This is a genomic window from Streptomyces sp. ActVer (assembly GCF_027270795.1).
GTDB classification, from domain to species: Bacteria; Actinomycetota; Actinomycetes; order Streptomycetales; family Streptomycetaceae; genus Streptomyces; species Streptomyces umbrinus_A.
The window spans coordinates 1-23,820 of sequence record NZ_JAPWHT010000031.1 but is presented as its reverse complement, the minus strand read 5'-3'; the positions used below and the strand labels follow the sequence as shown (position 1 = coordinate 23,820).

The 23,820-nt window shown below is 68.2% G+C and carries 23 protein-coding genes and 1 pseudogene; 13 read left to right on the top strand and 11 right to left on the bottom strand.

The window, feature by feature from the left end; translation table 11 throughout:
* Positions 1–2: 2 nt before the first annotated feature.
* Both O3Q52_RS07995 and O3Q52_RS07990 read left to right on the top strand, forming a co-directional pair.
* On the top strand, positions 3–1,064 hold the full coding sequence (locus O3Q52_RS07995; protein ID WP_269648105.1) for an ABC transporter ATP-binding protein: 1,062 nt from the start codon (positions 3–5) through the stop codon (positions 1,062–1,064).
* Between the two features lie 12 nt (positions 1,065–1,076).
* Positions 1,077–2,189: an ABC transporter ATP-binding protein gene (locus tag O3Q52_RS07990; protein ID WP_269648104.1), complete on the top strand. Its 1,113-nt coding sequence runs from the start codon at positions 1,077–1,079 to the stop codon at positions 2,187–2,189.
* A gap of 177 nt (positions 2,190–2,366) precedes the next feature.
* On the opposite strand, the gene O3Q52_RS07985 is transcribed toward O3Q52_RS07990, so the two are convergent.
* From O3Q52_RS07985 to O3Q52_RS07975, 3 genes are read right to left on the bottom strand one after another with little or no spacing between them, the layout of a single operon-like run.
* The gene (locus O3Q52_RS07985; protein ID WP_269648103.1) at positions 2,367–2,750 is read right to left on the bottom strand and encodes a hypothetical protein; all 384 of its coding nucleotides are present in this window, start codon (positions 2,748–2,750) and stop codon (positions 2,367–2,369) included.
* Positions 2,747–3,016, bottom strand: a complete 270-nt coding sequence (locus tag O3Q52_RS07980; RefSeq protein ID WP_269648102.1) for a hypothetical protein — start codon at positions 3,014–3,016, stop codon at positions 2,747–2,749. The genes O3Q52_RS07985 and O3Q52_RS07980 overlap by 4 nt, the downstream gene beginning before the upstream one ends.
* A 50-nt stretch (positions 3,017–3,066) precedes the next feature.
* The gene (locus O3Q52_RS07975; protein ID WP_269648101.1) at positions 3,067–3,498 is read right to left on the bottom strand and encodes an ATP-binding protein; all 432 of its coding nucleotides are present in this window, start codon (positions 3,496–3,498) and stop codon (positions 3,067–3,069) included.
* Positions 3,499–3,567: 69 nt separating this feature from the next.
* Here O3Q52_RS07975 and O3Q52_RS07970 point away from each other — a divergent pair, with 69 nt between their 5' ends.
* The gene (locus O3Q52_RS07970) at positions 3,568–4,521 is read left to right on the top strand and encodes a helix-turn-helix transcriptional regulator (protein WP_269648100.1); all 954 of its coding nucleotides are present in this window, start codon (positions 3,568–3,570) and stop codon (positions 4,519–4,521) included.
* 9 nt (positions 4,522–4,530) lie between these two features.
* On the top strand, positions 4,531–4,734 hold the full coding sequence (locus O3Q52_RS07965; protein WP_269648099.1) for a DUF397 domain-containing protein: 204 nt from the start codon (positions 4,531–4,533) through the stop codon (positions 4,732–4,734).
* Between the two features lie 224 nt (positions 4,735–4,958).
* Here the strand turns inward: O3Q52_RS07965 and O3Q52_RS07960 are convergent, their stop codons facing one another.
* From O3Q52_RS07960 to O3Q52_RS07930, 7 genes are all read right to left on the bottom strand, one after another.
* Positions 4,959–5,540, bottom strand: coding sequence for a Uma2 family endonuclease (locus O3Q52_RS07960; protein ID WP_269648098.1), 582 nt, complete (start codon positions 5,538–5,540; stop codon positions 4,959–4,961).
* Positions 5,541–5,961: 421 nt separating this feature from the next.
* Positions 5,962–6,339, bottom strand: coding sequence for a hypothetical protein (locus tag O3Q52_RS07955; RefSeq protein ID WP_269648097.1), 378 nt, complete (start codon positions 6,337–6,339; stop codon positions 5,962–5,964).
* A 350-nt stretch (positions 6,340–6,689) separates the two neighbouring features.
* Complete coding sequence (locus O3Q52_RS07950) at positions 6,690–7,811, bottom strand: ABC transporter ATP-binding protein (protein WP_269648096.1); 1,122 nt, start codon at positions 7,809–7,811, stop codon at positions 6,690–6,692.
* Positions 7,812–7,854: 43 nt separating this feature from the next.
* Entirely contained in the window at positions 7,855–8,883 is a 1,029-nt protein-coding gene (locus O3Q52_RS07945) for an ABC transporter ATP-binding protein (protein WP_269648095.1), read from the bottom strand.
* 14 nt (positions 8,884–8,897) lie between these two features.
* Complete coding sequence (locus O3Q52_RS07940) at positions 8,898–9,881, bottom strand: ABC transporter permease (protein ID WP_269648094.1); 984 nt, start codon at positions 9,879–9,881, stop codon at positions 8,898–8,900.
* 30 nt (positions 9,882–9,911) lie between these two features.
* Positions 9,912–11,696 (bottom strand): ABC transporter substrate-binding protein, encoded by a 1,785-nt coding sequence (locus O3Q52_RS07935; protein WP_269648093.1) that lies wholly within the window; start codon positions 11,694–11,696, stop codon positions 9,912–9,914.
* A 120-nt stretch (positions 11,697–11,816) separates the two neighbouring features.
* Positions 11,817–12,848, bottom strand: coding sequence for an ABC transporter permease (locus O3Q52_RS07930; protein ID WP_269648092.1), 1,032 nt, complete (start codon positions 12,846–12,848; stop codon positions 11,817–11,819).
* Positions 12,849–13,343: 495 nt separating this feature from the next.
* On the opposite strand from O3Q52_RS07930, the gene O3Q52_RS07925 reads away from it, so the two are divergent.
* From O3Q52_RS07925 to O3Q52_RS07905, 5 genes are read left to right on the top strand one after another with little or no spacing between them, the layout of a single operon-like run.
* Positions 13,344–14,981 carry an ABC transporter substrate-binding protein gene (locus O3Q52_RS07925; protein WP_269648091.1) on the top strand — a complete coding sequence of 546 codons (1,638 nt, stop codon included), beginning with the start codon at positions 13,344–13,346 and terminating at the stop codon, positions 14,979–14,981.
* Positions 14,982–15,035: 54 nt separating this feature from the next.
* Complete coding sequence (locus O3Q52_RS07920; protein WP_269648090.1) at positions 15,036–15,959, top strand: ABC transporter permease; 924 nt, start codon at positions 15,036–15,038, stop codon at positions 15,957–15,959.
* 4 nt (positions 15,960–15,963) lie between these two features.
* The gene (locus O3Q52_RS07915; RefSeq protein WP_269648089.1) at positions 15,964–16,965 is read left to right on the top strand and encodes an ABC transporter permease; all 1,002 of its coding nucleotides are present in this window, start codon (positions 15,964–15,966) and stop codon (positions 16,963–16,965) included.
* Positions 16,966–16,970: 5 nt separating this feature from the next.
* Positions 16,971–17,954: an ABC transporter ATP-binding protein gene (locus O3Q52_RS07910; protein ID WP_269648088.1), complete on the top strand. Its 984-nt coding sequence runs from the start codon at positions 16,971–16,973 to the stop codon at positions 17,952–17,954.
* Entirely contained in the window at positions 17,947–19,023 is a 1,077-nt protein-coding gene (locus O3Q52_RS07905) for an ABC transporter ATP-binding protein (RefSeq protein WP_269648087.1), read from the top strand. Before O3Q52_RS07910 ends, O3Q52_RS07905 begins: the two co-directional genes overlap by 8 nt.
* A gap of 161 nt (positions 19,024–19,184) precedes the next feature.
* Here O3Q52_RS07905 and O3Q52_RS07900 read toward each other — a convergent pair whose 3' ends face one another.
* Positions 19,185–21,302, bottom strand: coding sequence for a S9 family peptidase (locus O3Q52_RS07900; RefSeq protein WP_269648086.1), 2,118 nt, complete (start codon positions 21,300–21,302; stop codon positions 19,185–19,187).
* A gap of 176 nt (positions 21,303–21,478) precedes the next feature.
* Between O3Q52_RS07900 and O3Q52_RS07895 the strand changes: the two genes are divergently transcribed.
* The 4 genes and pseudogenes from O3Q52_RS07895 to O3Q52_RS07880 form a co-directional block, all read left to right on the top strand.
* Entirely contained in the window at positions 21,479–21,673 is a 195-nt protein-coding gene (locus O3Q52_RS07895; protein WP_269648085.1) for a hypothetical protein, read from the top strand.
* Between the two features lie 46 nt (positions 21,674–21,719).
* Complete coding sequence (gene mshB, locus O3Q52_RS07890) at positions 21,720–22,616, top strand: N-acetyl-1-D-myo-inositol-2-amino-2-deoxy-alpha-D-glucopyranoside deacetylase (protein WP_269648084.1); 897 nt, start codon at positions 21,720–21,722, stop codon at positions 22,614–22,616.
* Between the two features lie 40 nt (positions 22,617–22,656).
* Entirely contained in the window at positions 22,657–23,082 is a 426-nt protein-coding gene (locus O3Q52_RS07885) for a DUF6113 family protein (RefSeq protein ID WP_143636598.1), read from the top strand.
* Between the two features lie 160 nt (positions 23,083–23,242).
* Positions 23,243–23,820: pseudogene (locus tag O3Q52_RS07880) on the top strand (hypothetical protein); the annotation flags it as partial.

Genomic DNA, 23,820 nt, shown 5'->3' with positions numbered 1-23,820 from the left:
CCGTGACCACACTGACCAAGACCGAAGGCGAGAGGGCCCCGAGCGGGTCGGAGGCCTTCCTCTCGGTCCGCGACCTGCGGGTGCGGTTCTCCACCGAGGACGGCATTGTGAAGGCGGTCGACGGGCTCTCCTTCGACGTCGAACGAGGCAAGACGCTCGGCATCGTGGGCGAGTCGGGCTCCGGCAAGTCCGTCACCAACCTGACCGTCCTCGGCCTGCACAACCCGAAGACCTCCACCGTCGAGGGCGAGATCGTCCTGGACGGCAAGGAACTGGTCACCGCGACCGAGAAGGAGATGGAGAAGCTTCGAGGCAACAAGGTCGCGATGATCTTCCAGGACCCGCTGACCGCGCTCTCGCCGTACTACACGGTGGGCCGGCAGATCGCGGAACCGTTCATGAAGCACACCGGAGCCTCCAGGAAGGAGGCGAAGGCGCGGGCCATCGAGATGCTCGACAAGGTCGGCATCCCGCAGCCCGCCACGCGCTTCAACGACTATCCGCACCAGTTCTCCGGCGGTATGCGCCAGCGCGCGATGATCGCCATGGCGCTGATCTGCGACCCCGACCTGCTGATCGCGGACGAGCCGACCACGGCCCTCGACGTGACCGTCCAGGCGCAGATCCTCGACCTGCTCAAGGACCTCCAGCAGGAGTTCGGCTCGGCGATCATCTTCATCACCCACGACCTCGGCGTCATCTCCAACATGGCCGACGACCTGCTGGTGATGTACTCGGGGCGGGCCGTGGAACGCGGCACCGTCCGCGAAGTGCTGCGCAACCCCCAGCACCCCTACACCTGGGGCCTGCTGAGCTCCATGCCGCGACTCGGCGGTGACACCGCGCAGGCACTCACGCCGATCCCCGGCTCTCCGCCCAGCCTGCTGAACCCCCCGTCGGGCTGCCCCTTCCACCCGCGCTGCGGCTTCACCGCCGAGGTCGGCGGCAACCGCTGCTCGGACGAGCGGCCGCAGCTGCCCGAGGGCCGGGGCTCCGCCTGCCACCTCGACGCGGCGCAGAAGTCGACCTTTTTCATCGAGCAGATCAAACCCCGGCTGGGCTAGGGAGAACGAGACATGAGCGACAAACTCACCCTGCCGAAGCCGCAGGGCCCCGTCGACGGAGTCGGCGAACCGCTGCTCTCCGTCGAGGGCCTGACGAAGCACTTCCCGATCTACGGCGGATTCCCGATCAAGCGCAAGGTCGGAGCCGTGCAGGCGGTCGACGGTGTCGACCTGACCGTCGGCGTCGGCGAGAGCGTCGGCCTGGTCGGCGAGTCCGGCTGCGGCAAGTCGACGACGGGCCGGCTCATCACCCGGCTCCTGGAGCCGACGGCCGGCAAGATCACCTATGCGGGTCAGGACATCTCGCACGCCTCGCGCCGGCAGCTGGCGCCCGTGCGGTCCGAGATCCAGATGATCTTCCAGGACCCTTACTCCTCGCTGAACCCGCGGCAGACCGTCGGCACGATCATCAAGTCGCCGATGGAGGTCAACGGGATCAACCCGAAGGGCGGCCGCGAGACGCGCGTACGCGAACTTCTGGAACTGGTCGGTCTCAACCCGGAGCACTACAACCGCTTCCCGCACGAGTTCTCCGGCGGCCAGCGCCAGCGCATCGGTGTGGCCCGAGCCCTGGCGCTGAACCCGAAGCTGATCGTGGCGGACGAGCCGGTGTCGGCCCTGGACGTCTCGATCCAGGCCCAGGTCGTGAACCTCCTCCAGAAGGTCCAGGAAGAGATGGGCATCGCCTTCCTCTTCATCGCCCACGACCTGGCGATCGTGCGGCACTTCTCGCAGCGGCTCGCGGTCATGTACCTCGGCAAGGTGGTGGAGGTCGGGGACCGGGACTCCATCTACAACCGGCCGCGGCACCCCTACACGCACGCCCTGCTGTCGGCGGTTCCGGAGGTCGCGCTCGACGACGAGGTCGAGGACCGGGAGCGGATCCGGCTCTCCGGTGACGTGCCCTCGCCGATCCATCCGCCGAGCGGCTGCCGCTTCCGTACGCGTTGCTGGAAGGCTCAGGACAAGTGCGCCACGGAGGAGCCTCCGCTGGTGCAGATCTCCGGTAACCGCACCGGTCACCTGACTGCCTGCCACTTCCCGGAGGACCCGACGACCGAGGCCCGCGACGAGGACATCGTGCTTGACCCGGCGCTGGTGGCGCTGGAGAAGGACTCGGAGTGACGCCTGCGCGGCACGCGGCGCCAACTAGGCCGGGCTGGCGGGAGCACAAGGCTCCCGCCCTGGACCGGGGCCCGCTCCCGCACGGCGAAGCAATGAGTGCTGGTGTGAGGCTGATGTGTTCGTGGGCCGGGACGCCCTCCGCCGTTGCCTCCGGTACGGCCGGCAGGAGTGCTCGTGTCAACGAGTCAGGTCGACGACGCGGGCAAAACGCTTCTCGTAGAAACTGGGGCGGACGGTTGCGATGAACGGCTCCTCGTACTCCTCACCCACGCGAAGTGCCGCCTCGACGGCTGCGGCGAAGCCGAAGGGCAGTCCGTCCTGGTGTAGTTGGCAGCAGGTCAGAGTGGCTGGGTAGTCGAGGTCGACCGTCGTGATGCCGAGCTGCCCGATGTGGACGGCGATACCGGGACGTTCGCGCTCGGCCTCGATGACGGAGAGTACGGGCGCGTGCAAGAACACGTCCGGTTCGAGCCGGGCCGCGTGGACGAGGCCGGAAACCTGCCGATTACCGCCCAGCGCCAGCAATGTGTCGGTGTCGAGGATGTAGTGTTCTCGGATCACGCGGCGCCCTGCTCGGCCGTGTAGTGGGCGACGGCCTGGCCGCGTACCTTGCGCAGGACTTCGGCGCTGGTCTCGTCGGTGACGGTGACGCCGAAGTGTTCGGCGAGGTACTCGGCGGTCTGGGCGGCGCGTTCATGTAGTTCGCTCGGTGTGAGAGTGCTCTCGGCGAACTGCTCGATGAGGTGGCGCATGGTCGTACCGCGGGCCTCCGCGAGGACGGCGAGACGGTCACGGGTCTTGGAGTCGACCTTGATCGTGGTGTCCATGGGGTGAGTATACCGGCCGGAATACCCCAGGCTGAGGTACTTGTCGGGACTCACGCCCCCTCCTTCGGGGCGACGCTGAACCAGACCGCCTTGCCGTGCGGGTAGTCCCGTACGCCCCACTCGTCCGCGCACGCCTCGACGATCGAGAGGCCCCGCCCGGACTCGGCGTCGTCCGCTGGCGGATCGGAGGTGGTGGCGAGGGCGCCCGATCCGTGATCCCAGACCGAGACGGTGACGCATTCCGGAGTTCCCGCCACGTTGACGTAGGCGTCGCTGGGGGAGTGCCGGTACGCGTTGGTCACCAGCTCGGACGCGAGCAGCTCGACGGTGTCGGCGACGCAGCCGAGGCGGGTAGCGCGGAGGATCGCGCGCAGGGCGGCTCTGACAATTCCGGCGGCGCGGGGGTCGTGGGGGATGAGGAGACCGTAGGACCAGGGGGAGCCGGGGAGTTCGGCGGGCTCAGGGGTTTCGGGCGTGCGCATGTGGCAGCCTCCAGTGGTGAGCTAGCTGTGACTGATACCTCACTCAACGTAGAGGCTGCTGTGTAATCGATGCAACCTTCTTGCGGAAACCTGGAGTTGCGCGATGGACTGTCTGGCAGGTCATGGAGAGGGGAGCGAATGGGGCTGCGGAGTAACCCGACGTATCGGCAGCGGCGTCTTGGGGCAGAGTTGCGCAAGCTACGCGAACAGGCGGGGTTGTCGACATACGAGCTGGCACCTCAGCTGGGCATGAAGCAGCCGCAGTTGAGTCACATCGAGTCGGGGCGCACATCGATCAGCCTCGACAGACTCCGCCAGTTCGCTCAACTTGCTGGTGTTATCGATGGCGCTCTTCTGGAGGCGCTGATCGAGATGTTGCAGGACTCGGGGAAGGGATGGTGGAGCGAGTACCGCAACGTACTCCCGTACCCGCACTTGGACTTCGCCGAGCTGGAGGCCGGAGCATGCGCGATCGTCAACTATGAGCCGATGTTCGTGCCGGGTCTGCTGCAGACGCGGGAGTACGCCGCCGCCGTGCACCGTGGCGGGTACGGCCCCAGCGCGGACAACGCGCAGGAGGAGGCCGTCGAGTTCCGGATGAGGCGCCAGAGGGTCCTGGAGGGGGACAGCGCGCCGCACTTCCATGCGGTACTCCACGAGGCGGCTCTGCATGCGACGTTGGGCAGCACCGACATCATGCGCGGCCAGTTGCTGCGGCTGATCGAGATGTCGAGGCTTTCCAACGTCACGATCCAAGTGCTGCCCTTCGACGGCCCGGTGCCGTACGGCACCGCTTTCACCATCGCGCAACCGGAAGTGGCGGAACTGAGCACTCTGGTGGTCACTCACGTAGACGGGTCGCGCTACATCAGTGATGTGGACTGGCTGGCGCGCTACAAACGCACGTTCGCTAGGCTGGGCGAGGTCGGGCTCCCACCGGTCGACGCCGATGCGCGGCCGGAGTCACACGTCGCGAAGGACTCGCTCGGCCTCATCCAGCGGCTCTTGTATCCCTTGCTCTGAGAGGCACGCATGACCCCCCGGCTCCGGTGGCAGAAGTCCAGCTTCAGTGAAGGCGACAGTGAGAACTGTATTGAGGTCGGCACCGGCCTCGCGGGCTACCTTCACCTCCGCGAGAGCGACGCCCCGGCGACCGTCCTCGCCACCTCAGGCCCCGGCCTGCTCGCCCTCCTGTATGGAATCAAGGACGGGCGCCTCAATCAGGCCTCCAGGTAGGTCGGTTGAGCCCGTCCGCCCGCGCAGGCCAAAACCCCGCCACTCGCCGCCGTAAGCGGCGTACGGCGGAGGGTTCGCGTCCCGCTGGGTACGCCGTACTCGGTCCGGCGCCGGGTACGTGGGCCCTGCGTCCTAGCGCTACGCCGCAGCCAAGGTGTGTCGCTGAGGCGCTCGGAACAGTTGTGTGCTCGACTCGTTCGGCCCACACCGGGCTCAGGGCAGCGCTAACTGGTGTTCCCCGCCTTGCCATACCGGCGGAAAGTGTCGGTCTCCACCGTCCACGCGCCGAACGGCACCGAGTCCCCGAAGATGTACGGGTCCTTGTGCTGGTAGCGGTCCTTGCAGGGATCGGAGTGCACCTCGATGGTGCCGGTGCGGGGATCGATGATCATGCAGTGGGCGATGCTCATGGCCGGGTACTCGGCGAGCTTCTCGCCGTAGTCGTTGTCGGGGTCGGACGGGGAGACGATCTCGATGATCGCAAGTACCTGAGTGGCATCGACGGCGAGTCCCTCTTCGTCGAGTACGTCCTCGGGGATCACGACCGCGTCCGGTCGCCGCATACGGCCGATCGCGGGATGCTCGATCTCGGGGCCGTTCTCGCAGACGTACCCGGGATGGGTGGCCGGAAGCTGCGCGTTGAGCTGGTTGCGGATACGACGGACCGTGCCCTCGTGGCGCTTCGGGGGATTCATCATCGCGAGGCGGGGGCCGGAGGGTCCGATCTCGACGTTCCACGCTCCCTCGAGGTGCTCGGCGTACGCCGTGAGTTCCTCGGCGATTGCGCGCATCTTCGCGTAGTCCATACCTGGAGGATAGTGAGGTCGACGCCGCCATGCCGTCGCCAATGAGAAGGTCATCACCCTGCTGAGAGATGCGTCCGCATGGGCGTACCGGGTGAGGAGGAGGCCGAGCGGGGGAGCCGAACTGACTCCCGAGTCGTGTCACTGGGACACGAGCAACTTTGTCCCTGTTTTAAGTACTCGCGTCGCATTCGGTGGCGAAGAGCCCCTGCTGCTTTCAGTGCTAATCAGATCCCGTCCGGGCATCACGCCGGAGCTGCAGGTGCTGATCGAAGGTATTCGTACCCTGACTGCTTTTATCGCAGATTCTGAAGTCGCGACCCGGCTGCGATCCATGCCTTGACAGGTGGCATTGCCCGCTGCCACAGCAATGCCACCCATCGGCATGTCTAATTTGATGGTGCCCTGCTCTGAATTCGCGGTGCTACAGGGAGTAATTGATAACCCAAGCCATTTTCTTCTTGTTGGCAGGACGCTTTCCGCACTTGAGGGCGGTCTTGCTCACAGCCTGTATGTATCCGCACTTGGTGTGGGCGATCGGAGTCTTGGCCCCATTGTTCAAGGAGGCGATTCCCCACCCTCCGGTCCCCTCGCCGGTTGCGCACGCCCGCAAGTAGACCGGCTTGTTCTTGCCGTTCTGCGCAAGGCATGCGGCACCGGCGAAGGTGGTAGCGCTGAAGTTCGCGTACTTCGAGGACCCGTAGTTGTTCCAGTGGAAGGCGTCCTTCTTCTTGCAGGTTGCGAGGACGAACTTCTTCTTGTACCCGGTGCCCTTTACGCACTTCCCGTGGTACTGGTTCACGATCTACCAGCGGCCGCCGGCCTCGGCCTGTGCGGCCGGCGCGGGACCGCTGACGACAAGTCCTGCGGCCATGGTTGACGTGATCGCACAGGCGAAGAGACTTCTCTTAGCGTTCATTATTGCCCCCGTATGCGGTGTTCTTTTGGACGCCGGTCCCGCGGAAGATCCCGCGTAGGAATATTTCTAGTGCTGATGTCAGGGTCCTGTCACCCTACTTGAGGAACTTCTGAGGGTATTCGGAAAGGAGTAGCGGGCGTGGTGGGCATGCGACGGCCGTGAATAGCCGTCGACCGGGGCTTTTTCAACCGTGGTTTCGGCCACGAGGTCGACCGAAAGCCGGGGGCTCGATCTCAAGTCCGCTCTCGCGGCCAGGCCGGTACCTTCATGGTGCCTTGAGGGAATCGTTCTGGCAGGGAATGGCCCGAAGGGGCCGATTTCGCCTGCCGTGATTTCGGGGCGCTGTCCGCAGCCTCTGGGTAATGACAAGCCGTAAGGTGCCCCACCCCGTTCCCCTCGACCCGCACCAGCGCCGGCGTCTCCGACGCGCACCTCTCCGTCGCCTTCCAGCAGCGTGTGCGGAAGCGGCAGCCGGACGGCGGGTTGAGCGGGGAGGGCACGTCTCCGGTCAGGCGGATGCGTGTCCGGGCCGGGACGTCCGATGCCGTCGCCTCCGGTACGGCGGACAGGAGCGCCCGCGTGTACGGGTGCCGCGGATTCACGTACAGGTCGTCGCGGTCGGCCGTCTCGACGATGCGGCCGAGGTACATCACGGCGACGCGCTGCGAGAAGTGGCGGACGATCGCCAGGTCGTGGGCGATGAAGACGAACGCGATGCCCAGGTCCCTCTGCAGGGTCTGGAGGAGGTTCACCACCTGGGCCTGGATCGACACGTCCAGGGCGGAGACCGGCTCGTCCGCCACGATGAGCCTCGGCTGCAGCGCCAACGCCCTTGCCACGCCGATGCGTTGCCGCTGGCCGCCGGAGAACTCGTGCGGGAAACGGTTGTAGTGCTCCGGGTTGAGACCGACGATCTCCAGCAGCTCGCGGGCGCGCCTCTCGCGGCCGCCCGCCGGGTCGATGCCGTTGATCTCCATGGGGCCGGAGACGATCTTCCCGACCGTGTGCCGCGGGTTCAGCGAGGCGTACGGGTCCTGGAAGATCATCTGGATCTCGGAGCGGACCGGGGCGATCTGCTTGCGCGAGGCGTGCGTGATGTCCTGGCCCGCGTACGTGATCCTCCCCGCCGTCGGTTCCAGGAGGCGGGTGATGAGCCGGCCCGTCGTCGACTTGCCGCAGCCGGACTCGCCGACCAGGCCCAGGCTCTCGCCCTCGGCGACGCGGAGGTCGAGCCCGTCCACCGCCTGCACCGCGCCCACCGTGCGGCGGACGGGGAAGCCGCCCCGTACCGGGAAGTGCTTGGTGAGCCCGGTGACGTCCAGGAGGGGCACCGGGTCCGGGTCCGTGCTGCTCATGATCGTGAAATACCTTCTCTCGTAAGTCAGTTGGGCCCGTGCGTCAGTTGGGCTGCGGCGTCGCGTAGTCGACGAAGAACTCCCGGCGCTGCTCGGCGGTGAGGTGGCAGGCCGTGCCGCGGCCGCCGCCGTTGATCTCCAGCGGTGGGCTGTCCGTGGCGCACAGCCCGCCGTGGACCTTCTCCGCGAACGCGCACCGCGGGTGGAAGCGGCAGCCCGACGGCGGGTTGAGCAGTGAGGGCGGCAGGCCGGGGATCGGCGACAGCGGCACGTCGACCGGTCCGTCGAGGCTCGGCATCGAGCCCAGCAGGCCCCAGGTGTACGGGTGTTGGGGTGTCCGCAGCACCTGGTTCCGCGTGCCCCGCTCCACACAGCGGCCGCCGTACATCACCAGCACGTCGTCGGCGATGTTGGCGATGACGCCCAGGTCGTGGGTGATGAAGACGATCGCCGTGCCGAACTCCTGCTGGAGGTCCTTGAGCAGGTCCATGATCTGGGCCTGGACCGTCACGTCGAGCGCGGTCGTCGGCTCGTCGGCGATCAGCAGTTCCGGGTCGCAGACCAGGGCCATGGCGATCATCGCGCGCTGGCGCATACCGCCCGAGAACTGGTGGGGATAGTCGTCCACCCGGAGGCCGGGCTGCGGGATGCCGACCCGCCGGAGCATCTCGACCGACCGCGCCCGGGCCTCGTGCCGGGACGCCCCGGTGTGCTTGCGGTACGTCTCGCCGATCTGTTTGCCGACCGTGTGGAAGGGCGAGAGCGAGGCCAGCGCGTCCTGGAAGATCATGGACATGGTGTTGCCGCGCAGCCGCTCCAGCTCCCGCTCGGTCGCGGTCAGCAGGTCCTTGCCGTCGAGCAGGATCTCGCCGTCCACGTCGGTGTGTTCGCGGTCGTGCAGGCCGAGGATCGCCAGGTTGGTGACGGACTTGCCCGAGCCCGACTCGCCCACGATGCCGAGCGTGCTGCCCTGGGCCAGGTCGAAGGAGAGCCCGTCGACGGCCCTGACGACGCCGTCCTCGGTGGAGAAGGCGACCCGCAGGTCGCGTACGGAGAGGAAGGGGGTGCTCATGAGGTCGTCCTCTCCTAGGCGAGCCGGATCCGCGGGTCGATGAGGGCGTAGACGGCGTCGACGACGATGTTGGCGACGACGATCGCGGCCGCCGCGGTGAGGACGACACCGAGCAGCAGCGGCAGGTCGTTGTCCCGTACGGCCTTGATGGACAGCGCGCCGATGCCGTGCAGTCCGAACGTCTCCTCGGTGATGATCGCGCCGCCGAGGAGATAGCCGATGTCGAGGCCGAGGATCGTGACGATCGGGCCCATGGCGCCCCGCCAGGCGAACCGGAAGAAGACCGTCCGGCGGGACAGGCCCTTGGCGCGGGCCGTGCGTACGTAGTCCTCGCTGAGGCTCTCCACGAGCTGGGAGCGGGTCATCCGTGTGTAGTTGGCCGTGAAGATCAGCGCGAGGACCAGCCACGGCAGCAGCAGCCCCTTGAACCACCCGCCCGGATCCTGGGTGAACCCCGCGCTGTCCTGCGGCCGGGGGAGCAGATGCCACTCGTCGGAGAGGTAGTACATCGCGACCACACCCACGATGTAGATCTGCAGCGACGAGCCGACCAGCGAGGCGGAGGACGCGATCTTGTCCAGCGCCTTGCCCTGCTTGACCGCCGCGATCATGCCCGTACCGACGCCGAAGACCACGAACACCACCGCGCTGCCGATGGAGAGCGAGAGCGTCGTCGGGAAACGGTCGGTGATCAGGCCGAGCACCGGCTCGTGGTTGGTGAACGAGTAGCCGAGGCACGGCGCGGGACAGTGCCCGAGCCCGGTGTAGTCCCGGCCGGCGAACACACCCACGAGCCAGTGCCAGTACTGGACCGGCAGTGGGTCGGAGATCCCGAGGTTGTGCCGGACCAGCGCGAGCGTCTGGGGCGTGCAGAGCTTGCCGCAGGCGGCGCGGGCCGGGTCGCGCGGGGCGACGTAGAAGAGCACGAAGGTGAGGGCGCTGATGATCAGCAGGATCAGCAGCGCGCCGAGCGTCCGACGGACGAGGAAGCGGAACATGGCGAGGCGATTCCCTGGTGGCCGGTGGTCTCAGGCCTTGGCGTAGAGCTTGTAGAGGATGAACGCCGAGAACAGCGGGTCGAACTCGCCCCCGCCCACCTTGTCCCCGTACAGGTAGTAGCGGCGCTGGTACGTCTCGGGGATGATCGGCGCCTCCTTCTCCATGATCTGCCGGTCCAGCGCGGCCCAGGCGGCGTTGGCCTTGGTCGCGTCCGGGATGACGGCGTCCTTCTTGATGGCGGCGTTCACCCAGGGCACGTTCAGCTGGGAGACGTTGTTGGCGCCGTTGGCGATCGTGGTGCCGTCGAAGAGGGGCTGGAGGAGGGTGTAGCCGGTGGGCCAGTCGGGGGACCAGCCGAACCACATGACGTCGAACTGGTTGTCTGTCTGCTGGACCTGGTCGTAGTAGCTGGTCGACTCGACGGGCTTCACGACCGGGTCGAAACCGGCCTCCTTCAGGGCGGCGGCGATGACGACCTTGGTCTTGTCGTACGCGTCGCTCGCGCCCTGCGGATAGGTGTAGACGATCTTCTGGCCGAGCTTTCCGGCCTCCTTCAGCAGGGCCTTCGCCTTCGCCGTGTCGCCCTGCGGCTTGGTCAGCTTGCCGTAGATGTCGAACTTCACCCGGCCCGCGATGTCGGGGGAGAGGACGGTGGTCGCGTACTCGCCCGCGGACGGGCCGCCGTAGATCCGGCGGATCTGCTCCAGCGGCCAGGCGTAGTTGAGCGCCTGGCGCACCTTCACGTCGGTGATCCGCTTGCAGTTGATGGCGTAGTAGTAGAGGCCGGTCAGGAGGCCGTCGACGGTACGGGCCTTGAGGTCCGCCGTGCCGAGCACCTTCTGGATGCGCTCGGCCGGTACTCCGCTGTACGCCATGACCGCGTACTGGTCGTCCCCGGAGTCGGCGATCAGCCGGTCCGTGGCCTGGAGCCCCTCCGGGCCGAACTCGAAGACGAAGGAGTCCGGGTAGGCGTTGCGGATCGGGTCGGTCGCCGGGTCCCAGTGCGTGTTGCGCACCAGCGTCAGGGACTTGTCGACCGAGTGCTGCTTGATCCGGTACGGGCCGCAGGAGACCGGGTCCTTGTCGTACTTCTCCTTGGTGTCGTGCTTCACGGGCACGGCGCCGTAGGAGTGCATCGCCAGCGTCCAGTTGAGGTCCGGGCGTGCCGTCTTCAGATGGAAGGTGATGGTCTTCTTCGCGGTGTCCGTGACGACCGAGCTGAGGTGCTTGCCGCCGTACGGGCCCTTGTAGACCGAGCGGAAGTCGTTCGTGCCGGTCAGCGCGGACTGGAGGTAGGTGGCCCCCTCGGTGGTGAAGCTCGCGAAGCCGCGCTCGATGCCGTGGCGTACGTCCTCCACGGTGAGCTCGCTGCCGTCCTCCCACTTCAGCCCGTCCTTCAGGGTGAAGGTCCAGGTCTTGCCGTCGTCGGACATGGTGCCGGTGTCGGTGGCGAGGTCGCCGACGAGCTTCATGGCACCGCCGGAGGCGATCTTGTAGCCGGTCAGACAGCGGATGTAGAGGTTGCCGACCGTGGAGTTCCACGAGTAGTAGATCCGCTGCGGGTCGAGGTGCGAGAAGTCGTCCGGACCGATCGGATGGATCGTCCCGCCCTTGCGCGCCCCGGTGACCTCGGGGGCGGGGCCCTTGGAGTCGTCCGCCGTGCCGATGCTGACCGCGGAGTACTTGGCGGTGCTCGTGGAGCCGCCGCCTCCCGTGCCGCCACCGCCTCCGCCGCTGCTGCAGGCCGAGAGAACCATGGAGCCGCCGGCCGCGACGGAGGTGGCGATGACAAAGTTTCTGCGCGAAATAGACATGCGTGTCCTGCCTGATCAGGGAGAAAGGAGAAGCGGGGAGTGCAGTGCCCCTTTTGGGGCGCGGGGAACTGCGCGATCAGCCACAACGAACCCGCGGATTCGTGACGGCGACCGGCGGAGCTATCGGCGGCGGGTCTTCGGATCCAGCGCATCCCGGACGGAGTCACCGAGCAGGTTGAAGGCGATCACGAAGATCACCATCGTCAGGCCGGGGAAGAGCATGTAAGTGATGTCGTTCTGATAGACCTGCGCCCCGCGCTGGATCATCACGCCCCAGTCGGGGGTGGGATCGCTGAGCCCCACCCCGAGAAAGGCGAGCGCCGCCTCCGTGGTGACGTACATCGGCAGCGCGAGGGTCGCCTGGATGAGGATCGGGGTCCACAGGTTCGGCAGCAGCTCCTTGAAGATGATCCGGGCCGGCGACGCCCCGGTCACCTTGGACGCCTCCACGAACTCCCGCTCGCGCAGGGCCAGTACCTCGCCGCGCAGCAGCCGGGCGATCGGCGCCCAGCCGAACGCGGTCATCACCGAGATCAGGCTGACCACCGTGAGCCAGGTCGGGGTGGCGTCCTCCGGCGAGACGAGGATCGAGATCATCACGGGCCAGAAGGCGATGAAGAAGAGCGTGGAGGGGAAGGCCAGCAGGATGTCGATGACCCGGCCGACCAGGTAGTCGGTCCGGCCGCCGAGATAGCCGGCCGTGAGCCCGACGACGATGCCCAGGAAGGTGACCAGCAGGGTCGTCACCGTGGCGATCAGCAGCGAGTTGCGGATGCCGTAGAGCAGCAGCGTGAAGACGTCCCGCCCGAGCTGCGGTTCGACGCCGAACCAGAAGTCGCCGCTGATGCCGCCGTTGGGCCGGACGGGGAAACCGAAGTCGTTGAGCAGACCCGCCGTGTTCTGGCCGTAGGTCGTGTACGGATCCTTGCCGTACAGCTTGGCGATCAGCGGGGCGCCGACTCCGGCGACGAAGAAGACCAGCACCACGTAGGCCGAGACCACGCCCGTGCGGTCGCGCTTGAAGCGCAGCCAGGCGAGCCGGCCGGGGGAGCGGCTGTCACCGCCTCGGGGCGGGGTCTTCGGCGCCGTGGGTACGGCGTCTTCGGCCACCACCATGGGTGCGGTGGTGGCAGAGGGTGTAGGCGAGGTCATGGTGCTCCTGGCCCGAACTGTCGAGGGGTCTGCACGACGCGACCCATGGGCTGAGCGGCCACTGCAAGTCCGGTGCGGTCCGGCAGCGCCCCGAAGGGGCGCGGGGAACTGCGCGATCAGCCACGGCCCACCCGCAGGTGGCGTACCGGACTTCCAGCGGAGCGCTCAGCGCGACCATTTCAACGCCATTCAGGCAGCGTCAATGAAACGTTGACGGCTTTGATCTGGTCTTTTGCCGCTTGACCCGAGCCTGGCCGCCCGCTTGGTGTGGCTTGGTACTGCCATGACCAAAGCGAGGTTCGATATGCGGCTCGCCGTGTTTCGGCATACGTGCATTCGGAGGGTGTTCCCACCCGTAAGAGTGGGATGAATGGGCGTCACGTCCTTTATGCCCCGATATTGGGCGCTGAAGGCACAGCGCTCCCGCGCCGGAGCCGCAGCGCACGGAAAGTGCACTGAAAGCGCACTGAAAGCGCACTGAAGAGGAGGCACTCCATGCGTGGAGCCACGCACGCCAGATGGGCCGCATGCGCGGCGGCGGTAGCTCTCGCCGCGACGGCCTGCGGGGACGACGGGGGCGGCGACAGCGGCGGCGGCGACGGCTCCGGGATCGTGAGTTCCTCTTGGGGTGACCCGCAGAACCCCCTGGAGCCGGCCAACACCAACGAGGTACAGGGCGGCAAGGTCCTCGACATGCTCTTCCGCGGTCTCAAGCGCTACGACGCCAAGACCGGCAAGGCGAACGACATGCTCGCCGAGAAGATCGAGACCTCGGACTCGCAGAACTTCACCGTCACCGTCAAGACCGGCTGGAAGTTCAGCAACGGCGAGGCCGTCGACGCCAAGTCGTTCGTGGACGCCTGGAACTACGGCGCCAGCCTCAAGAACAACCAGAAGAACGCGTACTTCTTCGGGTACATCGACGGCTACGACAAGACGCACCCGGAGGACGGCAGCAAGCAGACGGCCGACACCCTCTCCGGCCTCAAGGTCACCGGGCCCAACACCTTCACGGTCAAGCTCAACCAGAAGTTCTCGACCTTCCCCGACACCCTGGGCTACGCGGCCTTCTCGCCGCTGCCGCAGGCGTTCTTCGACGACCACGCGGCCTGGCTGAGCAATCCGGTCGGCAACGGCCCGTACACCATCGACTCGTACGCCAAGGGCTCGGTGATGAAGATGCGCGAGTGGGTGCAGTACCCGGGCGAGGACAAGGCGCAGAACGGCGGCGTCGACCTCAAGGTCTACACCGACAACAACACCGCCTACACGGACCTGATGGCCGGCAACCTCGACCTCGTCGACGACGTGCCCGCCTCCCAGCTCAAGAACGCCAAGAGCGACCTCGGCGACCGGTACATCAACACGCCCGCCGGCATCATCCAGACCCTCGCCTTCCCGTTCTACGACAAGGCCTGGGACAAGGACGGCATGGAGAAGGTCCGCACGGGCCTGTCCCGGGCCATCGACCGCGATCAGATCACCGAGACCATCTTCCAGAAGACGCGCACGCCCGCCAGCGACTGGACCTCGCCCGTCCTCGGCGAGGCCGGGGGCTTCAAGGAGGGGCTGTGCGGTGACGCCTGCGAGTACGACCCCGAAGAGGCCAAGAAGCTGATCGAGGAGGGCGGCGGGCTGCCCGGCGGCCAGATCAAGATCTCGTACAACGCGGACACCGGCTCCCACAAGGAGTGGGTGGACGCCGTCTGCAACTCCGTCAACAACGCGCTGGACAACGACAAGGCCTGCGTCGGCAACCCGATCGGCACCTTCGCCGACTTCCGCAACCAGATCACCCAGTCCAAGATGTCGGGCCCCTTCCGGGCCGGCTGGCAGATGGACTACCCGCTGATCCAGAACTTCCTGCAGCCGCTGTACTACACCAACGCCTCGTCCAACGACGGCAAGTGGACCAACGCCGAGTTCGACAAGCTCGTGAACGAGGCCAACGCGGAGACCGACCAGGCCAAGGCCGTCGACCTCTTCCAGCAGGCCGAGGAGGTCCTGCGGGACGACATGGGCGCCATCCCGCTCTGGTACCAGAACGGCAGCGCCGGCTACTCGGAGCGGCTCTCCAACGTGGCGCTCAACCAGTTCAGCGTCCCCGTCTACAACGAGATCAAGGTCAGCTGAGCCGCGGGGGCACCCGTCGACACACGGGTGCCCCCGCCTACCTCCGGAGCCCTCATGGGACGGTATGTGATCCGGCGTCTGCTGCAGATGATCCCGGTCTTCTTCGGCGCCACCCTGTTGATCTTCCTGATGGTGAACGTGATGGGCGACCCCATCGCGGGCCTGTGCGGCGACCGGCAGTGCGACCCCGCCACGGCCACCCAGCTGCGCAAGGAGTTCGGCCTCGACAAGCCCCTGTGGCAGCAATACGTGACGTACATGGGCAACGTCTTCACCGGCGACTTCGGCACCGCGTTCAACGGTCAGGAGGTCACCGAGCTGATGGCGAGCGCCTTCCCGGTCACCATCCGGCTCACGATCGTGGCGATCCTCTTCGAGATCGTCATCGGCATCACATTCGGCGTCGTCACCGGACTGCGCCGCGGCCGTCCCGTCGACACCGGCGTCCTGCTGGCCACCCTCGTCGTCATCTCCGTACCGACCTTCGTCACCGGTCTGCTGCTCCAGCTGCTGCTGGGCGTCGAATGGGGCTGGATCAGTCCGTCCGTCTCCCCGGAGGCCCCCTTCGACGAGCTGATCGTGCCGGGCCTGGTGCTCGCGTCCGTCTCCCTCGCGTACGTGACCCGGCTGACCCGCACCTCCATCGCGGAGAACCGGCGCGCCGACTACGTCCGTACGGCCGTCGCCAAGGGGCTGCCCCGGCGGCGGGTCATCACCCGGCATCTGCTGCGCAACTCGCTGATCCCGGTGGTCACCTTCATCGGCACCGACATCGGCGCGCTGATGGGCGGCGCGATCGTCACCGAGCGCATCTTCAACATCCACGGCGTCGGCTTCCAGCTCTACCAGGGCATCCTGCGCCAGAACACCCAGACCGTCGTCGGCTTCGTGACAGTCCTGGTCCTCGTCTTCCTGGTGGCCAACCTGCTGGTCGACCTCCTGTACGCCGTACTCGACCCGAGGATCCGCTATGCCTGAACCGATGCCGCGGGAACCTCACCTGTCGGGCGGCGGGCGTGCCCCGGAGGACGGCGCCATCGCCGCCACGGGCATGGGCGGCGCCATGGACCTGGCCACGGCGGAAGGCGAGACCCTGGAGAAGACTCCGGGCGGGCCGGACGGCACGGGCCCCTCCGAGAAGCCGCGCTCCCTCTGGTCCGACGCCTGGCGCGACCTGCGCCGCAACCCCGTCTTCATCATCTCGGCGCTCATCATCCTGTTCCTGGTCTTCATCTCCCTGTGGCCGGGGGTGATCGCCACCCAGAACCCGCTCAAGTGCGACCTCGCCAAGGCCCAGGAGGGCTCCCAGCCGGGACACCCCTTCGGCTTCAACGGCCAGGGCTGCGACGTCTACACCCGCACGGTGTACGGGGCCCGGGTCTCCGTCACCGTCGGCGTGTGCGCCACGCTCGGGGTCGCGATCCTCGGCTCGGTGCTCGGCGGGCTCGCCGGGTTCTTCGGCGGGTCGGGGGACGCGGTCCTGTCCCGGATCACCGACATCTTCTTCGCGATCCCCGTCGTCCTCGGCGGTCTGGTGCTGCTGTCCGTCGTCACCAGCTCCACGGTCTGGCCGGTGATCGGGTTCATGGTGCTGCTGGGCTGGCCGCAGATCTCCCGTATCGCCCGGGGATCCGTCATCACCACCAAGCAGAACGACTACGTCCAGGCGGCCCGGGCGCTCGGCGCCTCCAACTCCCGGATGATGCTGCGGCACATCACGCCCAACGCCATCGCCCCGGTCATCGTCGTGGCGACCATCGCGCTCGGTACGTACATCTCGCTGGAGGCGACCCTCTCGTACCTCGGCGTCGGGCTGAAGCCGCCCACCGTGAGCTGGGGCATCGACATCTCCTCGGCGTCCCAGTACATCCGCACGGCGCCGCACGCGCTCCTGTGGCCGGCCGGGGCCCTCGCCGTCACCGTCCTCGCGTTCATCATGCTCGGCGACGCGGTGCGCGACGCCCTCGACCCGAAGCTGAGGTGACCGCCGTGCTGCTCGAAGTGCGCGATCTGCACGTGGAGTTCAGGACCAGGGACGGGGTGGCCAAGGCCGTCAACGGCGTCTCCTACAGCGTGGACGAGGGCGAGACGCTCGCCGTGCTCGGCGAGTCCGGCTCCGGAAAGTCCGTGACCGCCCAGGCGATCATGGGCATCCTCGACACACCGCCCGGGAAGATCACCGCGGGCGAGATCCTCTTCCAGGGCGAGGACCTCCTGAAGTTCAAGGAGGAGGAGCGGCGCAAGGTCCGCGGCGCCCGGATGGCGATGATCTTCCAGGACGCGCTGTCGTCCCTGAACCCGGTGCTCAGCGTCGGCGCCCAGCTCGGCGAGATGTTCACCGTCCACCAGGGCATGTCCAGGAAGGCCGCCAAGGCCAAGGCGATCGAGCTGATGGAGCGGGTGCGCATCCCGGCCGCGGCCGCCCGCGTCGGCGACTACCCGCATCAGTTCTCCGGCGGAATGCGCCAGCGCATCATGATCGCCATGGCGCTGGCCCTCGAACCGGACCTGATCATCGCCGACGAACCCACCACGGCCCTCGACGTCACCGTCCAGGCCCAGGTCATGGACCTCCTCGCCGAGCTGCAGCGCGAGCTCAACATGGGGCTCATCCTCATCACCCACGACCTCGGCGTGGTGGCCGACGTCGCCGACCGGATCGCCGTGATGTACGCGGGCCGGATCGTCGAGTCCGCCCCGGTCCACGACATCTACAAGGCCCCCGCGCACCCGTACACCAAGGGCCTCCTGGAGTCGATCCCGCGGCTCGACCAGAAGGGCAAGGAGCTGTACGCCATCAAGGGCCTGCCGCCGAACCTCATGCACATCCCGCCCGGCTGCGCCTTCAACCCGCGCTGCCCACTGGCCCAGGACGTCTGCCGGACCGACGTACCGCCGCTGTACGAGGTGACCGAGGCGGGCACGGACCGCGCGAGCGCCTGCCACTTCTGGAGGGAGTGCCTCCATGGCTGAGCCGATCCTCCAGGTGCGGGGCCTGGTCAAGCACTACCCGCTCACCCAGGGCATCGTCTTCAGGAAGCAGATCGGCGCGGTGAAGGCCGTCGACGGCGTCGACTTCGAGCTCGCCGCGGGCGAGACCCTCGGCATCGTCGGCGAGTCCGGCTGCGGCAAGTCCACGGTCGCCAAGATGCTGGTCAACCTGGAGAAGCCGACGGCCGGCGAGATCGCGTACAAGGGCGAGGACGTCACCAGGCTCTCCGGCCGCGCCCTGAAGGCCGTCCGCCGCAACATCCAGATGGTCTTCCAGGACCCGTACACCTCGCTCAACCCGCGCATGACCGTCGGCGACATCATCGGGGAGCCGTACGAGATCCACCCCGAGGTCGCGCCGAAGGGGGACCGGCGCCGGAAGGTCCAGGACCTGCTGGACGTGGTCGGGCTCAACCCGGAGTACATCAACCGCTATCCGCACCAGTTCTCCGGCGGCCAGCGCCAGCGCATCGGCATCGCGCGCGGACTGGCCCTGCGCCCCGAGATCATCGTCGCGGACGAGCCGGTGTCCGCCCTCGACGTGTCGGTGCAGGCCCAGGTCATCAACCTGATGGACCGGCTCCAGACCGAGTTCGACCTGTCGTACGTGTTCATCGCGCACGACCTCTCGATCGTGCGGCACATCTCCGACCGGGTCGGGGTGATGTACCTCGGGCGGATCGTGGAGATCGGCAGGGACGCCGAGATCTACGACCACCCGACGCATCCCTATACACAGGCCCTGCTGTCCGCCGTGCCCGTCCCGGACCCCGAGGCCCGCGAGCACCGGGAGCGGATCATCCTCTTCGGCGACGTGCCGTCACCGGCGAACATCCCCTCCGGCTGCCGCTTCCGCACCCGCTGCTGGAAGGCCCAGGAGCGCTGCGCCCTGGAGGTGCCGCTGCTCGCGGTGCCCGCGGAGTTCCGGCACGAGGCCGCCGGTCCCGCGGCCCACGACTCGGCGTGCCACTTCGCGGAGGAGAAGCAGGTGGTCCCACCGGAGGAGCCGACGGACGAGAGCCCTGACGAGCCCGCGGACGACGCGAAATAGCATGACAAATGCGCATCAACTTCGTTAACACGCAGGCAACTTCACCGACCCGATACCGATATACGGACGCGTCAGTCTGAACAGCGTACGGCCGTGCGGGTGCCGTAGACCGGCCGGGGCGCGCCATGTCTCCCCGGCCGGTCGCATCTCTGCACCAGTCCCTACACCAGGTTGAGGGACCGCTTCAGGAAGTCCACCTGGAGCAGCAGCAGATTCTCCGCGACCTGCTCCTGCGGGGTCATGTGCGTGACCCCCGACAGCGGCAGCACCTCGTGCGGACGGCCCGCGGCCAGCAGCGCGGAGGACAGCCGCAGCGAGTGCGCGACCACCACGTTGTCGTCGGCGAGACCGTGCACGATCATCATCGGCCGGGCCGGTTCGGCCGCCCCCACCAGGCCGTCGTCGTCGATCAGCGAGTTCGCCGCGTACACCTCCGGCCGGGTGTTGGGATCGCCCAGATACCGCTCGGTGTAGTGGGTGTCGTACAGCCGCTGGTCCGTCACCGGCGCGCCCACCACGCCCGCGTGGAAGACGTCCGGGCGGCGCAGCACCGCGAGCCCCGCGAGATAGCCGCCGAACGACCAGCCGCGGATCGCCACCCGGTCCAGGTCCAGCGGGAAGCGTTCGGCGAGCGCCCGGAGCGCGTGGATCTGGTCGTCGAGGACGACCGCCGCGAGATCGTCCTTGATCGACTTCTCCCAGGCCGGCGAGCGGCCCGGCATGCCCCGCCCGTCCGCGACGATCACGGCGAACCCCTGGTCGGCGAACCACTGCGAGGTCAGATACGGGTTGTGCGCGGCCAGCACACGCTGCCCGTGCGGTCCGCCGTACGGGTCCATCAGCACCGGCAGCGGACCGTCGGTGTAGTCCGTGGGGAGCAGAACGGCGCACGGCACACGGCGCTCGCCCGCCTCCGTGAGCGTCACGCGCGGGCTCAGTCCGGGGTGTTCGGCGTACGAGGTCACGGTCGCCGCGGACTTGCCGTCGCGCAGCACCTGCACCTGGGCGCCCGGCCGGTCGGGCACGGCCGACACGAGCACGGTCACACCGCCCGCGCGGACCGCCGAGTGGACGCCGGGTTCCTGCGAAATCCGTTCCACGCCGAGGTCGTTGACCCGGTAGACGTGCACCTCACCGGTCTCCGGGACGGCCGCCGCCTCGCCGGCCGACGCCGAGACCAGCACGTCGTCGTCCGACACGTCCAACACCGCTCGCACCTGCAACTGCGGTCCCGTCAGGGGGCGTTCACCCACGGCGAGCACGCGCGCCCCGCCCTCGTCGGCGATCCGCACGAGCTGTCCGCTCGGGCTCCAGCTCGGCAGCCCGGGGAAAAGATCAAGCCATTGTGGATCTTCGTCCGCGTGCACCATCCGGGTCGCCCCGGTGTCCGGGTCGACGGCCAGATAGAGCTGGCTCTTCTGGTCGCGCGCCTGGACGAGCAGCAGCGGAGCTCCGGCCGCCGACCAGTGCACCCGCGCCAGATAGGGGTAGCGCGCCCGGTCCCACGCGACCTCCGTGCGCGCCCCTTCGATTCCGATCACGAAGAGCCGCACCTCCGCGTTGTCCGTCCCGGCCGCCGGATAGGCGACCTGCTGCGGATCCCGCCCGGGATGCGCCGGATCGGAGATCCACCAGCGGCGTACGGGGGCGTCGTCGGCCCGTGCGACCAGCAGCCGGTCCGACTCCGGCGACCACCAGAAACCGCGCGAACGGCCCATCTCCTCGGCCGCGATGAACTCGGCGAGACCGTAGGTGACCGTGCCGGACTCCGGCGCCACGAGCGCCCTGTCGTCCTCACCCTCGGCGCCGACGACCCTCAGGGCGCCCCCGGAGACGTACGCGACGAGCCGTCCGTCGGGGGACGGGCGGGGGTCCAGCACCGGCCCGGGAACCCGCAGTTCACGTGCCGTGCCCGCCCGCAGCTCCGCGGTGAACAGCCGCCCCGACAGGGCGAAGGACGCCAGCTCCACGGCCGCGTCGGTGGCATAGCCGACGATGCCCGCCCCGCCCTCGCGGCTGCGCTCGCGCCGGGCCCGCTCGGCGGCCGACAGCCGCTCCGAGGAGCCTCCTAGCAGCGCCCCCGGATCCGCGGCGGGACGTTCCTCGCCGTCCGCCACGTCGAGAACCCACAGCTGGTTCGCCCGGTCCGTACCGGACGAGGACCGCAGGTACACGACACGGGAACCGTCGGGCGCCACGGTGAACGCACGGGGCGCGCCGAGCGTGAAGCGCAGGGTGCGCGCCTGCCGGCGCGGAAAGGAGAGAGGCTCGGTCGTCATGCTCCGACCATATTGGCCATGCGCCCCCTTGTGCGGCCGTGCGCCGATCAATGCGCACGTACGAATAGTTATGATCACTACTGCTGCGTGGGTATCAACCTGCTGGCCGTTGTACGGATTTACTGCCCCCATCATCCGACCCCCCGCGTCCCTGGGATCCTTGGAGGTGAGCCGCCGTGGCACTCTCGATTTCGGCGGTGGTGCTGCTGGCGATCATCGTCTTCATCCTGATCAAGAAATCAGGGCTGAAGGCGCCTCACGCCATCGTCTGTGTCCTGTTCGGCTTCTATCTCGCCAGCTCGACGATGGCGCCGACGATCAGCGATCTGACCACGAACATCGCGGGCATGATCGGAGACATCAAGTTCTGACCCACACCTCGTAGGGTCCTGCCCCACGCCTCGTAGGGTGGGGTCCATGACGGAACTGCCCTCCCGGCGTCTTCTCCTGGTGCACGCGCACCCGGACGACGAGGCGATCAACAACGGCACGACCATGGCCAGGTACGCGGCCGAGGGCGCCCACGTCACGCTCGTGACCTGCACCCTTGGCCAGCGGGGCGAGGTCATCCCGCCCGGCCTCGCCCACCTGTCGGGCGAGGCCCTCGGCGATCACCGCCGGGCCGAGCTCGCCGCGGCGATGCGCGAGCTCGGGGTGAGCGACTTCCGCTCCCTCGGCGGCCCCGGCCGCTACCACGACTCCGGGATGATGGGCCTGCCCGACAACGACGACCCGCGCTGCTTCTGGCAGTCGGACGTCGACGAGGCGGCCACGGATCTCGTCCGCGTGATCCGCGAGGTGCGCCCCCAGGTGCTCGTGACGTACGACACGAACGGCGGCTACGGCCACCCGGACCACATCCAGGCCCACCGCGTCGCCATGCGCGCCGCCGACCTGGCCGCGGAGCCCGGCTTCGGTCCGGAGCTCGGCGAACCGTGGACGATCGCAAAGATCTACTGGAACCGCGTACCGCGCCCGGTCGCCGAGGAGGGCTTCGCCCGCCTCAAGGACGTGCTCGACGAACTGCCGTTCCCCGCCTCCGCGGCCGTCGACGACGTGCCGGGCGTGGTGGACGACTCCCTGATCACCACCGAGATCGACGGCACCCCCTTCGCCGCGGCCAAGGCCGCCGCGATGCGGGCGCACGCCACCCAGATCGAGGTCGTCGAGCCGTGGTTCGCGCTCTCCAACCAGCTCGCGCAGCCGCTGTTCGTCGTGGAGTACTACGAGTTGGCGCGCGGCGAGCGCGAAGGACCGGCGCGGGAGACGGACCTGTTCGCCGGGACGGTCGAAAAGGATGAGGGTGTCCGATGAGTCGTCTTGGATGTCCGACACGTAATGAAGTGAGTGGCTGATGAGTACGGCGAACAGGCCGGGTGCGGGCAGCATGCTCGCCGAGCCCCCGCGAGCGCCCTCGGCCGGACGGATCCTCGTCCACCTGGGGCTCTTCGTGCTGGGTGCCGTGGTCGGGGCGGCCGGCGGACTGGTCCAGTCGGGCCTGTTCCCGGGCGGGCTGCTGCTCGCGCTGGCCGGCGCGGCGGGGCTCTTCGTCGGCGGGGGACGGGCGACCGGTGGCCGGGGCGGGGCCGTCGCACCCGCCGCCGGCTGGATGATCGCCGTCGTCCTGCTCACCGCGAGCAGGCCGGAGGGAGACTTCCTTTTCGCCGCGGGAGCGGGCTCCTACCTCTTCCTGCTCGGCGGAATGGCCGTGGCTGTGATGTGCGCCACCCTTGGCCCGGGGCGGCAACCAGGTGGGCCTGCCGCCCGACTTGGCAAGTGACGTACCACTTCGCCACAGTGCGCAGGTGCAAGTCCGGTGTGGGTTTCCCCTACGGCCGCAGGATGCAGGCGACAAGTGGCCAGTATGGTGGTGCGCGCCGCCGAGCCGCCCGAATCGAGGTCGAGTACACGGGCGGTGGAGCCAACCAGGAGAACCTGCCTTGAGTCGTGAAACTGACAGTTCGTCCTCCGGGCCCAACGGGCGCGGCGGAACCGCATACCCGTCGGGGACTCCGCCGTACGGAACGCCCAAGGCTTCCGACGGCGCCGCCGACAATGGGCGTTCCGCCGGTGACCGGCCGGAGCAGCCCAAGACCGAGACCACGCTGACGACGCGGATCCGCATCAACATCCCCGGATCGCGGCCCATTCCGCCGGTCGTCGTGCGCACGCCCGTCGGAGGCGGTGAGACCTCCGACAGCACGAGTGTGCCCACACAGGCCCCTGTCGACACCGGGCCGAGCACCGGCGTGGGCGGGCCCGTGGACTCCGACACCGGATCCCACCCCATGCCCACGGCCTCCGCCGAGGACAAGACCAGCGACTGGTTCGCGCCACGCAAGTCCGGTGCGCCCAAGGGCGGTCCGGGCGGTGGCGGCACCAACGGAGCCGGGGCGCCCGGCGCTTCGGGTGCGCCTGGCCCCGGTACGGGCGCCGGAGCGGGTGTTGGCACCTCCGGTGCACCCGGTGCGCGGCCCTCCGGTTCAGGTGCGCCCAAGGGCGCCGGTGCCGGCGGTGC